This window comes from Microcystis sp. BLCC-F209, from assembly GCF_041928595.1.
GTDB lineage: Bacteria > Cyanobacteriota > Cyanobacteriia > Cyanobacteriales > Microcystaceae > Microcystis.
The window spans coordinates 1-13506 of record NZ_JBHFLL010000028.1; the positions used below are offsets into that span (position 1 = coordinate 1).

Genomic DNA, 13506 nt, shown 5'->3' on the forward strand with positions numbered 1-13506 from the left:
AAACAGCACTTTTTCTCGGTCAATGATTAGGATAAGTTATAACTTAAAAATTAATCAACAACTAAAGCTTATGCTTGTAGCTAAGTGAAATCATTGATTAAGAGACCTGTACTTTTCAATGACTTTTTCAGCAGACCCTAATTAAGCTTAGAAGGAGATAAATTGATGACGGCATCCTATGAGCAAGACTTTGGACTTTGGGCCGAACAAATGGCCGATTTATTAGCCTCCGGTCGGTTTTCCGAGTTAGATATTGAGAATTTAGTCGAAGAGGTGCGGGATTTGTCGAAACGGGAGCGCGATCGCTTACTTGCTAGTCTCAGATTAATTTTGCATCATTTATTAAAGTGGGACTATCAACCTCAACGGCGATCCAGGGGTTGGTTGGGAACTATTCAGCGAGAAAGAGCTAATATTAGGCTTTATTTGGACGATAGCCCCAGTTTAAAGCGATATTTAACCGATGAAAGCCTATTTAAACTCTATGCTGTTGCTTGTTCCGATGCCTTTAGAGAGACGGGATTAGAGTTTCCCCCCGTTTGTCCCTACGGTATTGAGGATATTTTAAATCGTTCTCTTCATTTGTCGGAACGATAGGCGAATCTCCTCACCTAACGACTGTATCTTAGAATACATTGTGCCTACCAAAACCAGCCGAAACCCCTAGTGATTTTCTTCTTCTCTATTTTCAATATTTATTGCTGACATTTCTGAAGGCAAAGGAGTTGCTAAACGAATATTGACATCAATCATCAATTGATTTTTTTCAATCTTTATATTCGCTCTTTTCACAACAATGAAAGCAGAAATAGAATCACTGGCATCGTATTCAAGAGAAAAATCTTTTTTATAACCAGCATCCTCTAACCATTCAGCAATATTACGCCAATTCTCTACCTTGCCATTATTATTACCAACCAGTTCTTTAACGTATTGATAGAGCGTAGTACATAAATCTACCTCAACTCCTTTACGACTCTTATTGAGTTTTTCAGCAATTTCTGTGGGACTATAACCGCAGAGTAATCCTTGTAAATGTTTTTTTTCAGTAGGAGTCAGTCGCTTTCCCTTAACAGAAGCAAGATCAAGATAAAGAGTTTCTAAGTCCCACTGACTCATAGCTCGGGAAAAAGGGTCATTATTGGTATCCATAAATTTTTGCCTAAAAATTTCCTAGTCAGATTCTAGCATAATTCCTAGTGTTGACTAATTGAATGATGTAGAACTATAACTTATTGTAAATGATTAGTAAACAACCACTTTTTAATTGAGGTAATTAAATATGCCTAGTTATACTCTTCCTACCAGTTATACTGGTACTAAAAATGGCGATAGAATCTACGGATCTGCTCAAAATGATTATATTTTTGGGGCTGGTGGGGATGATAAATTATATGGCGGTCGTGGAAATGATACTCTTGCGGGAGGTGAAGGAAATGACTATCTTGATGGAGGCGATGGTGACGATATTTTGCAAGGATCGGACACTCTTAATTATTACTACGGCATCCCCGGTCTAACTGTCCCAGAATATGATACTTTAGTTGGAGGTGCGGGTCGTGATACATTTGTAATTGGGAATAATCGAGGTAATCTTAATATGGGACCAGGTTATGCAGTAATAGCTGATTTTACCTCTTTTGTTGATCGCATTCAAGTTAAACGAAGTGGAGTATCTGCAGTAACTGGTATTACTCTTAAAAAACAAAATATGGTTGGAGGAGGTGCTTCAGATACACTTATTTATAATGGTACAGATTTGATAGCAGTTGTTCAAGATAATAGTAGTTTACAATTAAATAGTAGTTATTTTAACTTTGTTTAATGCAACTATCAGATTTTGTAGGGTGCGTGTTTGCGGCTACCAATTCTGATCAAAAACCAAAATCAATAATCCGCGCCCCACGCACCAAATTTATTATTAAATTGGTGCGTTACGCTTTCGCACTTTACACCCTAAGAGTGGTACGAAGTTGAAGGGTGATCGTTCTTGTCGGTGGGGTGGAGTGCGATCTCTGTCATCGAATAAGATATAATTGGGAAGGTCCAAATAATTAAAGCATTATGAGTTACCAAAACATTATTACCATTGAACCTGGAAAACGAAGCGGAAAACCCTGCATTCGAGGAATGCGTATAACTGTGTACGATATTCTAGAATATTTAGCAGCAGGAATGACAGAAGCAGAAATTCTTGAGGATTTTTCAGAATTAACTTCCGAGGATATCAAAGCTTGTTTGGCTTTTGCTGCTGATCGAGAGAAAAAATTATTTATCACCTCTTTATGAAACTGTTATTAGATGAAAATTTGTCAGATCGGATTATTGATCAAATAATTGATTTATATTCTGATTCCCAGCACGTCAAGACTTTAGGACTGATCAATACTGATGATGCACTTATCTGGGAATTTGCCAAATTCAACGATTTTGTAATTGTCTCTAAAAATGCCGATTTTCATCAGCGCAGTCTATTATATGGTCATCCACCCAAATTTATCTATCTTCGTATTGGCAATAGTCCCACTGCAAAGATTATCGAAATTTTAAGAGTTTATTTTTTAATTATTGTTGAATTTTTTGATAGTGAAACAGAAAGTCTGTTGATATTAAGTTGAGTGTGATCGCTGATCTGGTAGGGTGTGTGTTTGCGGCTACCAATTCTGTTAAAAAACCAAAATCAATAATCCGCTCCCCACGCAGCAAATTTATTATTAAATTGGTGTGTTACGCTATCGCTAACACACCCTACTGGATTGTTTCAGTTAATTTGGTGTATTAGAAAAATGCTATAAATTCTATAATTTAAGACTTTAAGCCGAAATCTATTGCCCTATTTTAGCTGAAACAGTCCACTGCGTTTAATTTTCCAACCTATGCTTTTTAATGCTTTTAAAACTTGTTTGGCTTTCGTTGCTGACCATTGACTCATAGAGCAACAAATGATAAATTTAGGTGATTTTCTGGAAGTTCTCCCTGTTCAAGTTGATCGGCTAAGACACGCAAAGCAAGTGCTTGAACTTTAGCAATAGCTTCCTGTTGACTATTGCCATAGACTAAAACTCCCGGAAGTTCGACGATTTCAGCAATATATCGTCCATCTTCTTCTTGTTCTATGTCAATCTTATAATTCATTTGAGAATTACCTATGGGATGACCTGCTGTCTTGATTATATTAGATTTTATAGCCGCTCTTGTCGGTTGGATTGACCCAAGGAAACCCAACATACATTAGATAGGGTTTGCCGAAAAAGCTTTTCGTGGGGTTAGGAGTCAGTCCCAACGAAAAAATTTTCACCACCACAGATGAAAGAGGTTTCTTTCCCTACACCCCACACCCGTTCGGACCTCGGCCATCTATATATATAGGGTTTGCCGAAAAAGCGTTTCGTGGGGTTAGGAGTGAGTATTCAGTATTCAGATGCGGGTTTTCAGTTCACTGTTCACAGCAAAATACTCCCCACTTCCCCACTTCCCCACTTCCCTATCCCTTTTAAACAGGATTTATTATTAGCCTGTATCAGCATTTCTGATTCTATAGTTAAGTTTGGCTAATAACAGTTTATTTTTAGTTGCCTGTCAAGCCCCTATTATAATTTTTAATCTCTGATCCTTGGTCTGATTTAACATTGATCTTAAAAATTTAGTTTTTTGTATCGAAGAAAACAGTTTTATTAACCATTATCTGCTGCTATAGAGGGAAATCGCGGGGGGCTGATAATCCTTGAAACCCTTGTCAATACTAGCATTATTCCCCCTCGAAATTTCACTAATTCCCTAAGTTTTCCTAACCTTGACCCCCTCTAGGACACAAAAAATTAAAAATCTTTTATCCTAACCTGGTTTTTAGCGCACGTCAACCCTTTATTTAAATTTTTGATTCTCTTGCCCGATAACGATATAAATTCTCGTAATGACCAACCAATTTTCCGTGATACGGTTGAACAGAACGCAACCAAGTTAGCTCTGCAAACTCAAAGGAATGTTAGCAAATTCCTTCAGCTTTGCATTGGGAACTTGCTAACGCACAATAAGAAAGTCTATGAACAAACAACAATTGAACAAACTACAAGCTATAACCGCCCTCACCGTAGTGGGGACTACAGCGTCGATAATTTGTTCCCAGACAGCGGGACTCAGCAACAGCCTGACGGACATTAGCATAGATCGTCAAACTGTCATCGAGTCCACTTCTCAAACCGTTCTGTCCGCTTTTTCCAATAGTCGAACATTCGATTCAGATATCAAAGTATCACGTTCGCCTCAAAATAATGCTAACGAAATTCTAAAAACTTTGGAGTCCCTAGTGGACAAAGAAAATACCGTCCCTGCAAGCGTTACACCCCGGCCCCAAGAGGCCATTCCTTCGACGATACAACCCCAATCACAACCCAATCAAGTCAAACCGGTTCCGGCCAGCAATCCTGCCTCAGTCACACCGCCAGAGAAGCCAAAAACAACCCAAGGGACAAAAACCAGCAGCCGGCCTCGTAAACAGGGAATGGCCTCTTGGTATGGTCCTGGTTTCCACGGTCGTCGCACCGCTAGTGGTGAGACTTTTAACTCTGGTGGTTTAACTGCCGCTCATCGCTATCTACCTTTCGGCACTAGGGTTAGGGTAACTAATCTGCGTAATGGGCGCTCGGTGGTGGTGCGAATTAACGATCGCGGTCCGTTTACTGGTGGTCGCGTCATCGACCTATCCAGAGGTGCGGCAGCGATTATCGGTGTCTTCCAATCGGGAGTTGCCCCGGTGGTCTTGGAAGTTTTAGGCAGATAATCAGTAAACAGTTATCAGTAAACAGTTATCAGTAAACAGTAAGCAGTGAAAAGACAGCACTGTTAATGCTACTCAATACCCCTCACTCAATAATGCGTCTTGGAAAATTCAGTACAAATGTTCAGGCTTCCTCCTTATCCCTGACTAAAAACTCACATCTGATCACTGGTAACTGGTAACTGATAACTGATCACTGGTAACTGATCACTGGTAACTGATCACTGATAACTGGTAACGGATCACTGCTATAGTGATCCTATTGGGATTTGACGGGGTTTATGTTAGAAATTAACGATTTATCGGTTAATTATGGCGGAATAAAGGCATTACAGCAGGTTAGCCTAAGGGTAGAAACGGGGGAAATTGTCACCCTGATTGGAGCGAACGGAGCGGGAAAAACGACGACTCTAAAGACAATATCTCGGCTTTTAACGGCAAAGACGGGGCGAATAATCTATCAGGGTCAAGATATTACCCATTTACCGCCCCATGAAATCGTTAAGCGGGGAATTGCCCATAGTCCGGAAGGGAGAAGAATCTTAGCGCGTCAAACAGTCTTGACAAATTTGCAGTTAGGTGCTTATACCAGAAGCGATCGCCTAGCAGTAAAAAGCGATATCGAAGAGCAGTGGCAACTTTTTCCCCGACTATCGGAGCGCCGAGAGCAGTTAGCGGGAACCCTAAGCGGTGGGGAACAACAGATGCTGGCGATCGCCAGAGCTTTAATGAGTCGTCCCAAGTTATTGTTACTAGACGAACCCAGTTTAGGACTAGCGCCGCAGATAGTGAGAGAAATCTTCAGTATTATCCGTCAATTAAACGAATCGGGAGTAACTATCCTGTTAGTGGAACAAAACGCCCATTTAGCCCTAGAAACTGCCAATCGCGGCTATGTTTTGGCAGCGGGACGCTTGACTATCGCGGGAGAAGCCGGGGATTTACTCAGGGATGAGCGGGTCAAACAAGCTTATTTGGGTTAATCGATGATCATGCGGCAACTATAGATAAAAGTCTATGGTAAAGGTAGGAGAAAAAATATTTACAAAATTTTACAAAGTCGCATAAAATGAACACATAACGAAATAGGTATTTTTTCTTACTGCCATGCTAACGGCTAACTTCCCCTGGCTCACTGCCATCATTTTGCTCCCCTTGCTTGCCTCTTTCCTAATCCCTGTAATCCCCGACAAGGAAGGAAAAACCGTTCGTTGGTTCGCTCTTGGAGTCGGACTAGCAGACTTTATATTAATGTGCTACGTCTTTTTACAAAAATATGATTTAAGCAACCCCAACCTACAATTAGTAGAAAAAATCGATTGGGTTCCCCAAATAGGTTTAAGTTGGGCGGTGTCGGTAGATGGTATCTCGGCACCGTTAGTTTTATTAGCAGGATTAGTGACAACCCTTTCTATCTTGGCCGCATGGCAAGTAGACCGCAAACCCCGTTTATTCTACTTCCTGATGCTGTTGCTCTACGCCGCTCAGATTGGTGTTTTCGTCGCCCAAGATTTATTATTATTCTTCTTAATGTGGGAAATCGAGTTAATTCCCGTTTATCTACTCGTTTCCATCTGGGGTGGTCAAAAACGTCGTTATGCCGCCACTAAATTCTTACTCTACACCGCCGCCGCTTCTATCTTCATCCTCGTTGCCGGTCTAGCCATGGCCCTTTACGGTGGTGGTGCAATGACCTTTGATATGGCGGAATTAGGATTTAAAGATTATCCCCTCGCTTTAGAATTAGTCCTTTACGCTGGTTTATTAATCGCTTTCGGAGTCAAACTGGCCATCTTCCCCCTCCATACTTGGCTCCCCGATGCTCACGGTGAAGCTTCTGCACCTGTATCGATGATTCTTGCTGGTGTTCTCCTCAAAATGGGTGGTTATGGTTTAATACGCCTTAATATGGAGCTTCTCCCCGATGCACACATCTACTTTGCCCCGATTCTAGCGATTCTCGGTGTCGTCAATATTATCTACGGTGCTTTCGCTTCCTTCGGTCAACAAAACATGAAACGCCGTCTCGCTTATTCCTCGGTTTCACACATGGGATTCGTCCTTTTAGGGATTGCTTCCTTTACCGATGTGGGTATTAGCGGCGCTATGTTACAAATGCTCTCCCACGGTTTAATTGCCGCCGTCCTATTCTTCCTTGCTGGTGTCACCTATGACCGCACCCATACCTTAGCTTTAAACGAGATGGGTGGGATTGCTCAAGCGATGCCGAAAGTCTTCGCTCTCTTTACTGCCGGGGCCATGGCTTCCCTAGCGTTGCCTGGAATGAGCGGTTTTGCCAGCGAAATTACCGTATTCATCGGTGTCACTAGCAGTGACGTTTATAGCCAAACCTTCCGGGTTGTGACTGTTTTCCTCGCTTCCGTTGGTTTAATCCTCACCCCGATTTATCTACTCTCCATGCTTCGTCAAGTTTTCTACGGAGATGGTTCTTCCTGCGATATTACTAACATTCTCCCCAACAAAAGTAACGAACAAGCAGTTTGTTTCGGTACTAGCTGTGTCCTTCCTGACGAATCAGAATATATTGACGCTAAACCCAGAGAAATCTTTATCGCTGTCTCTTTCCTCGCTTTGATTGTCGCTATCGGTTTCTATCCCCAACTGGCTACCCGTATCTACGATGTGAAGACGGTGGCAGTTAACTCGGAAGTGCGTCAAGCTTACACAGAAATCGCCGCTACTCGTCAAAATATCTACGCTGAAACTCAACCGGACGTAAGCGCCAAAGTTGCCAGTATCTTCCAATAAATTGGCAAGTCTAAAGTGAATAGGTTATCGGGAGTAGAAATTCTGCTCCTGATTTTTTTTTCGAGGAGATAATTAATTAGGGTTTGCTGAATAATGGTAAAACCCTTTTAAAATAAGGCTTTTGACCTGTTAAAATCCGATGTTAGTCCCAGAAAATCGGATTGGGACTCTCAAAAACCTTGCATTAGACCTCTTGTAGTACATAAATTGGTATAAAAAGAGAGGGCAACAAAGCCTGAAACTCTCGACGACCGGCTACTGACGACCGACTCCTTAACCCCACCAACAAACTTTTTCAGCAAACCCTAATTAAGCGGTATTTTTGTAGGCACTGAAAGAGGATTCTTGCCAAATTTAATAGAGAAAAGATTCCAGTCGTTTCCTGAAAGTGCAGATAAAAATTCCCTGTTCTTTGTCTTCCCTGCGGGTAATCCAAGTAAATTGCAGGACAGCGTTAAAAGGTATAGGAGAGTGGGTAGCGGGGAGAAACAATTTATAGGAGTGTTAATCACGCTATTAAAAACGGATTTAGTATAACTTCTGCTGATCATCATGAGTGACAGAAAGTCACAAATATGAGATACACCAGCTTGATAGTGAACACTCATTATATATTAATAAATATAAATAAATATGAAGTAATTTAAGTTTCAAGAAGAATGAACCCGATCTTTTTTAGGATGGGGGTAAAAGTGATTTTCAATTTCTCAGGTGGAAAGATGAATCCAGATTAAGCTATCTGAACGATAAGAGGACAAGCCCATGTTTGAAGATTTTACCTATATTACCGATGAGGCTTTTTTAGAGGATTATTGGTGGGAAGAACAGGTTATCTGTACCCACTGCCAAGGCAAGAGAAGAATCTATCTAGAGACGGAGAATGAATCCGTCCCCTGTAAATTCTGTGAAGGTGAAGGCATTATTAAACGAAAACAAGAGGAGGCTAACTATTCCTAAAAATCTGTAAAATTAGATACATAAACTAACAATCTTCTTGGGTTAAAACCTCTGGCTGACATTGTTTAATTTCGCTGTTAATTCCCAGGGCAGATTCCGATTGGAGGTCTTCGATATAACCGGATTGATGGGATAAAGCTTCCGAAAAACTCTCAAAAGGACCGAAATAATAGAGACATTTCGGCTGACTGGTGGTGATCTCTATCCACCAGGGTTGAGGTGGTAAACTAGGCTTGATCGAGACAGTTTCCAGGTCCAGAGGCCTTATACTGAGAATCTTGGCACCTTGGCGCAGGAGGCGCTGTGTTTCTTGACTCATGCGGCTTTTAGGTACTCGCAGGACTGTCTGGGAGAAGCGTTGAGGCAAAGAGCCAGAAGAACCCGAAAAAACAACTTCATAGAGAAATATTTGATTCTCTCCCTGATTATTAGCCTCTAGCATACAGAAAAGATTCTCTTTTGGGGTAAGGGTTAAAAAAACAGACGCTACTTTGAGCAGATGACTCAAGCAAAATCATCTCCTAACAGAGTAGCGCATCTTGATACCATAGCATAGAGCGGCAAAAAGTTAGGTTTTGACCTACTCTCCCCTCACGGCATAGCTTGACAGGAGATGCTTCCACAGCAAGAACCTGATCGAGTCCTTTATTCAAGATGCTGTAGCCGAATATATAGCAGTTATCTTAATGGTGAAGTACAAAGTTTTCGTTTGTTGGAATCGGTTGTCGATGCCAAACCCTCTTATACTTCATCTTTATGATAAACCCTGTCAATAACATTGACGACTAATAGAGTTTTTTAACAAATATGCAGCCACCAAAATTAAGCTTAGGAACCAGATTATTTTTATCCCATCTCCTCGTTATGGTGGTGGGATTGAGTAGCTTTATTATCATTGCTAAATTATCTTCTCCGCGAATGTTTGTTTTGCGTTTGGAACAGTTAGAAAGGCAGGGATTTTTTACCGTGCGATCAGCGAGAACTTTCTTGGTTAGGGGTTTTGAGACAGCTTGGGATAGTAGTGCCATTTGGTCATTCATTGCCGGAGGAAGTGCGGCTGGTTATCTTAGTTTTTTGGTTTCTCAACGCATTATAAAACCGGTAAAACAAATAAAACAAATCACTAAAAATTTTGCCGAAGGGGATTTATCGGCGAGAGTTCCAGAAAGCGAAATACCGGAATTAAATCAATTAGCCATTAGTTTTAATCAGATGGCGATTAGTTTAGCCGATGTGGAAAAAAGGCGACAGGAATTAATCGGTGATCTTACCCACGAATTACGCACCCCTTTAACTGTGGTACGGGGATATTTAGAAGAATTAGCCGATGGTGCGATCGAACCTAATCCAGAACTTTATCAGAAATTAGTGAAAGAAACCCGCAGGTTAGAACGTTTAACCCACGATCTACAGGAACTATCACGAGCGGAATCTGGTTATCTTTCGATTAAACTGCAACCTGTTAATTTATTACCTTTGTTAAATTCTCTCATCGAAAAATTTGCCGATCAACTATTAGAAGATGGACCGACTTTACAGTTAGATTGTCCCCCCAATTTACCAGCTGTCATGGCCGATCCCGATCGCCTCGAACAAATCCTAGTTAATCTGCTCGGTAATGCCATTCGTTACACTGATAATGGCACAATTACCCTGCAAGTGACAAGGGACAAAAATCGCCTACAAATTGCCGTTATCGATACGGGAATCGGCATTGCAGCAGCGGATTTACCCTTTATTTTCGAGCGCTTTTGGCGGGCTGATCGCTCTCGTTCCCGTTATTCTGGGGGTAGTGGTATCGGTTTAGCGATTACCCGTCGTTTAGTGGAATTACACCAAAGTCAAATCGAGGTGGAAAGTGCATTAGGTAAAGGCAGCACTTTTCGTTTTTCCCTCACCATATCTGCCAATTTTCAGTGAACAGTGAACAGTAATCAGTAATCAGTAAACTGAAAACTCACATCTGATAACTGATCACTGATAACTGATCACTGATTAAATGCCGTGACTTTTGCCGATTACCCAATGACGACGGAAGAAGCGAGCGAGGGAAGTTTCTTCTAAGGATAAGTAAATCGGTCTTCCGTGGGGACAGGTGCGGGGATTACGGGTATTTTGCCAATCATCGAGTAAATTCTGCATTTCTTCTAAACTTAAAGCTGTACCGTTGCGGATAGCACTCCGGCAAGCGGTAGCAACCTGAGCAGTTTGTAAATCGCCTCCTAAACTTAATTCTAGTAAAGCATCAGCCCGATCCTCGCGTTCTTTGAGTAGAACAGGAATACTACGAATTGCCCAAGAGCGATCGCCAAAACTGGCAATTTCTAATCCTAAACGTTGTAATTGTTCGATTTGTCGAGTAGTTAACTGATTTAAGATGATCGGAGTATCTAACGGCACAATTTCCCAGTTATCCTCTAAACGTTCGTACAAAACCCGCTCATGGGCAATATGTTGTTCCACTAACCATAATCCGTTAGGATGTTCGGCAACTATGTAAGTTTGGTGAATTTGGGCCAATGCCTTTAATTCCAGCCGATTTTTCGAGGATTTTTCCCCTATTGTATAGGTGCTTTTTTCCTCGGCAGCCTTGAGAATTTGACTGATGCGCTGATTTTGCGCTTTTTCAGGTATATGTTCGGGATTTAGTCCTAACGCCTTGTCTATGGCTGAAATTATCTGTTCTTGCCAAAAAATGAGGTTATGCAGGTATATTTCCGCTTTAGCTGGGTGACGATTCCAATCGATCGAACGGGGGTTAAGATGTAGATGGAGAAAACAAACGGGATAGCGATCTTTAGGGACTGTGCGAGCGAAAGCTTTAAATATTGCCTGTTCTAACTCCGATGAGCGCACCATTCGCCCATTAACAGCAATTCTAACCCAATCCGGTTGATGGCGAGAAATGCGATCGGGCAACCCAATGACTAATTCAATTTGAGCCGATTCTGCGTCAGGAGTCGTTAAGTCAAGTTTTAGCGATGCTAAATCGTTAAAATGCAGAGATTTAACTAATTGGGGTAATATTTGACTGGCATCCTTACCCGGACTAATGCGTAACCAATCTTGATGATCTTGGAAAACCTGCCAAGTAATTTGGGGATGACAGAGAGCAAAATTATGAATTAAAGTCTGTATATCCTTTAATTGTTTGCTAATTGACGGTAAAGCTTGACGACGCACAGGAAAGTTACCAAAGAGATTCTCTACCGTGACGATAGTGCCGATAGCTATAGGAATCGTTTCTAAATTATCCGGCTCGCCTTGGTGATTGTAAAGACAATAACAACCTAAATCATCATCATGGCGACTGGCAACCCGCAGACGCGCCACCTGTGCGATACTGTGCAAAGCTTCACCACGGAATCCGAGACTGGTAATCTGCCAAAGATCGTCCCGTTGGCGGATTTTGCTGGTACTGTGGGCATAGCTACACAGTTGCAAATCCTCTCTAGACATTCCCCTCCCGTTATCCGATACTTGTATTCGCCAGTTTTGGGGAGATATATCGATGTTAATCCTATCCGCCCCCGCATCAATGGCATTTTCGACTAATTCTCGCACCACAGCGCCTAAAGAGTCGATTACCTCTCCTGCGGCAATTAAATCGATTACGTCTTGGGGTAAAACTTGTATGGGCAAAGTCATCAATTAATGGTTTTAGCCAAGGGCAAACTCGGTATATTGTCGCACATGGGGCCCATGGTAAGCTAAAACGATGTTTTGTTTGGGGACTCCCCTCGCTACCAATTTATCAGCGATCGCTGCTGCCGTGCCGTCCTGCTGCACTCAGATTTTATCTCAAATGTCGGGGTGAAGACCCTCGCGCTTAGCGACGGGATGAAACCCCGACCAATATAAAACAGCGAAGCACGACTAAAATCTTGACAATCTATGCTGTATAGGTTAAGACAAAATAAGTTGTTTGAGGTCGATAAGCAATGATTGTCTTAGAAATGAAAGCCGTGGTCAAACCAAGTCAGTGTTCTGCCATTGATGAAGCTATTCGTACAGTACAATTCATCCGTAATAAGGCTTTAAGGCTTTGGATGGATGCCAAGAGGGAAGACAAAATCGATAAATATTCTCTCAATAAATATTGTGCAGTTCTCGCCAAACAGTTCAAGTTTGTCGATACTCTAAATTCTATGGCTAGACAAGCATCGGCCGAACGGGCCTGGTCAGCTATTGCCCATTTCTATGACAATTGTAAGAAAAAAATAAAAGGTAAAAAGGGTTATCCCAAGTTTCAGAAAAATAATCGTTCTGTGGAATATAAAAACTGTGGATGGAAACTATCGGATGATAGAAAGAAAATTACTTTCACAGATAAGAAAAATATTGGCACGATTAAACTGAAAGGAACTAGAGACCTAAACTTTTATCCTATTGACCAAATTAAACGAGTTAGGATTGTTAAACGAGCGGATGGTTATTATGTCCAATTCTGCCTTAGCGTTGATATTCGGGAATACGCAAAACCACTAGAACCGACTAAAAGATGTGTGGGATTGGATGTAGGTTTAAAAGTTTTCTACGCTAACAGTGATGGGGAAACGGTAGAGATACCGCAATACTATCGCAAAGCGGAAAAAAGATTAAACCGTTTGAATCGGAAAAAATCCAAAAAGTTTAGAAAAGGTCAACCTCAATCAAACAACTACCAAAAGGCTAGAAAGAGATATGCTAGAAAGCATTTAAGTAGGTAGGCACAATTATTTGTAGGATGGGTTAGCGGTAGCGTAACCCATGCGGGCGTTGGGTTTCATGCTTCAACCCAACCTACGTTTATTTTATATTTAATTCCACCCACCTACTTAAGAGTAAGTAGGCAACGTAAAGGCTTTGTTGAAAAAGAGGCATGGGAGCATCCCAATTATGTAATGAGTATAAATGCTCGGAAGGGGGAGAAGGCTTTTGTAGTAACGATTCTGGTTTGAATCACACAATTTAGAGAACCGTTAAAAATCTATGAACTCCCGAAAAGGCTTGCCATCTAAGCA

Annotated in this window: 14 protein-coding genes and 1 pseudogene; 10 read left to right on the top strand and 5 right to left on the bottom strand. The window is 41.5% G+C overall.

Annotation, left to right across the window (positions count from 1 at the left end; genetic code table 11):
* Positions 1-165 precede the first annotated feature (165 nt).
* A complete protein-coding gene (locus tag ACE1AQ_RS02110; protein ID WP_106908610.1) occupies positions 166-597 on the top strand; it encodes a DUF29 domain-containing protein in 432 nt (143 codons plus the stop codon).
* Between the two features lie 66 nt (positions 598-663).
* Here the strand turns inward: ACE1AQ_RS02110 and ACE1AQ_RS02115 are convergent, their stop codons facing one another.
* A complete protein-coding gene (locus ACE1AQ_RS02115; RefSeq protein ID WP_106908609.1) occupies positions 664-1152 on the bottom strand; it encodes a helix-turn-helix domain-containing protein in 489 nt (162 codons plus the stop codon).
* Between the two features lie 130 nt (positions 1153-1282).
* Here ACE1AQ_RS02115 and ACE1AQ_RS02120 point away from each other — a divergent pair, with 130 nt between their 5' ends.
* The 3 genes from ACE1AQ_RS02120 (at position 1283) to ACE1AQ_RS02130 (ending at position 2618) form a co-directional block, all read left to right on the top strand.
* A complete protein-coding gene (locus tag ACE1AQ_RS02120) occupies positions 1283-1825 on the top strand; it encodes a hemolysin (protein WP_106908608.1) in 543 nt (180 codons plus the stop codon).
* A gap of 239 nt (positions 1826-2064) precedes the next feature.
* Positions 2065-2289 (top strand): DUF433 domain-containing protein, encoded by a 225-nt coding sequence (locus ACE1AQ_RS02125; RefSeq protein ID WP_002745983.1) that lies wholly within the window; start codon positions 2065-2067, stop codon positions 2287-2289.
* Positions 2286-2618 carry a DUF5615 family PIN-like protein gene (locus ACE1AQ_RS02130; RefSeq protein WP_110545881.1) on the top strand — a complete coding sequence of 111 codons (333 nt, stop codon included), beginning with the start codon at positions 2286-2288 and terminating at the stop codon, positions 2616-2618. The genes ACE1AQ_RS02125 and ACE1AQ_RS02130 overlap by 4 nt, the downstream gene beginning before the upstream one ends.
* A 310-nt stretch (positions 2619-2928) precedes the next feature.
* Here the strand turns inward: ACE1AQ_RS02130 and ACE1AQ_RS02135 are convergent, their stop codons facing one another.
* On the bottom strand, positions 2929-3135 hold the full coding sequence (locus ACE1AQ_RS02135) for a type II toxin-antitoxin system HicB family antitoxin (protein WP_004159326.1): 207 nt from the start codon (positions 3133-3135) through the stop codon (positions 2929-2931).
* A 907-nt stretch (positions 3136-4042) separates the two neighbouring features.
* Between ACE1AQ_RS02135 and ACE1AQ_RS02140 the strand changes: the two genes are divergently transcribed.
* The 4 genes from ACE1AQ_RS02140 (at position 4043) to ACE1AQ_RS02155 (ending at position 8503) form a co-directional block, all read left to right on the top strand.
* A complete protein-coding gene (locus ACE1AQ_RS02140; RefSeq protein WP_008197615.1) occupies positions 4043-4780 on the top strand; it encodes a septal ring lytic transglycosylase RlpA family protein in 738 nt (245 codons plus the stop codon).
* Positions 4781-5058: 278 nt separating this feature from the next.
* On the top strand, positions 5059-5760 hold the full coding sequence (locus tag ACE1AQ_RS02145) for an ABC transporter ATP-binding protein (protein WP_008197614.1): 702 nt from the start codon (positions 5059-5061) through the stop codon (positions 5758-5760).
* A 124-nt stretch (positions 5761-5884) separates the two neighbouring features.
* Positions 5885-7546: an NAD(P)H-quinone oxidoreductase subunit 4 gene (locus ACE1AQ_RS02150; RefSeq protein WP_008197612.1), complete on the top strand. Its 1662-nt coding sequence runs from the start codon at positions 5885-5887 to the stop codon at positions 7544-7546.
* Positions 7547-8308: 762 nt separating this feature from the next.
* Complete coding sequence (locus tag ACE1AQ_RS02155; protein WP_008197609.1) at positions 8309-8503, top strand: hypothetical protein; 195 nt, start codon at positions 8309-8311, stop codon at positions 8501-8503.
* Positions 8504-8528: 25 nt separating this feature from the next.
* Here the strand turns inward: ACE1AQ_RS02155 and ACE1AQ_RS02160 are convergent, their stop codons facing one another.
* The gene (locus ACE1AQ_RS02160) at positions 8529-8945 is read right to left on the bottom strand and encodes a DUF1816 domain-containing protein (protein WP_039899537.1); all 417 of its coding nucleotides are present in this window, start codon (positions 8943-8945) and stop codon (positions 8529-8531) included.
* A gap of 365 nt (positions 8946-9310) precedes the next feature.
* Between ACE1AQ_RS02160 and ACE1AQ_RS02165 the strand changes: the two genes are divergently transcribed.
* Positions 9311-10423, top strand: a complete 1113-nt coding sequence (locus ACE1AQ_RS02165) for a cell wall metabolism sensor histidine kinase WalK (RefSeq protein ID WP_008197605.1) — start codon at positions 9311-9313, stop codon at positions 10421-10423.
* 75 nt (positions 10424-10498) lie between these two features.
* Here ACE1AQ_RS02165 and mutL read toward each other — a convergent pair whose 3' ends face one another.
* Together mutL and ACE1AQ_RS02175 are read right to left on the bottom strand one after the other, a co-directional pair.
* Positions 10499-12151: a DNA mismatch repair endonuclease MutL gene (mutL, locus tag ACE1AQ_RS02170; protein WP_008197603.1), complete on the bottom strand. Its 1653-nt coding sequence runs from the start codon at positions 12149-12151 to the stop codon at positions 10499-10501.
* Between the two features lie 12 nt (positions 12152-12163).
* Positions 12164-12292, bottom strand: coding sequence for an element excision factor XisI family protein (locus tag ACE1AQ_RS02175; RefSeq protein WP_081504647.1), 129 nt, complete (start codon positions 12290-12292; stop codon positions 12164-12166).
* Between the two features lie 152 nt (positions 12293-12444).
* On the opposite strand from ACE1AQ_RS02175, the pseudogene ACE1AQ_RS02180 reads away from it, so the two are divergent.
* Positions 12445-13203: pseudogene (locus ACE1AQ_RS02180) on the top strand (RNA-guided endonuclease InsQ/TnpB family protein); the annotation flags it as partial.
* Positions 13204-13506 lie beyond the last annotated feature (303 nt).

Coding starts and splice junctions, on each gene's coding strand:
- ACE1AQ_RS02110 (WP_106908610.1), top strand. CDS start 166: ATGACGGCATCCTATGAGCAAGACTTTGGACTTTGGGCCGAACAAATG.
- ACE1AQ_RS02115 (WP_106908609.1), bottom strand. CDS start 1,152: ATGGATACCAATAATGACCCTTTTTCCCGAGCTATGAGTCAGTGGGAC.
- ACE1AQ_RS02120 (WP_106908608.1), top strand. CDS start 1,283: ATGCCTAGTTATACTCTTCCTACCAGTTATACTGGTACTAAAAATGGC.
- ACE1AQ_RS02125 (WP_002745983.1), top strand. CDS start 2,065: ATGAGTTACCAAAACATTATTACCATTGAACCTGGAAAACGAAGCGGA.
- ACE1AQ_RS02130 (WP_110545881.1), top strand. CDS start 2,286: ATGAAACTGTTATTAGATGAAAATTTGTCAGATCGGATTATTGATCAA.
- ACE1AQ_RS02135 (WP_004159326.1), bottom strand. CDS start 3,135: ATGAATTATAAGATTGACATAGAACAAGAAGAAGATGGACGATATATT.
- ACE1AQ_RS02140 (WP_008197615.1), top strand. CDS start 4,043: ATGAACAAACAACAATTGAACAAACTACAAGCTATAACCGCCCTCACC.
- ACE1AQ_RS02145 (WP_008197614.1), top strand. CDS start 5,059: ATGTTAGAAATTAACGATTTATCGGTTAATTATGGCGGAATAAAGGCA.
- ACE1AQ_RS02150 (WP_008197612.1), top strand. CDS start 5,885: ATGCTAACGGCTAACTTCCCCTGGCTCACTGCCATCATTTTGCTCCCC.
- ACE1AQ_RS02155 (WP_008197609.1), top strand. CDS start 8,309: ATGTTTGAAGATTTTACCTATATTACCGATGAGGCTTTTTTAGAGGAT.
- ACE1AQ_RS02160 (WP_039899537.1), bottom strand. CDS start 8,945: ATGCTAGAGGCTAATAATCAGGGAGAGAATCAAATATTTCTCTATGAA.
- ACE1AQ_RS02165 (WP_008197605.1), top strand. CDS start 9,311: ATGCAGCCACCAAAATTAAGCTTAGGAACCAGATTATTTTTATCCCAT.
- mutL (WP_008197603.1), bottom strand. CDS start 12,151: ATGACTTTGCCCATACAAGTTTTACCCCAAGACGTAATCGATTTAATT.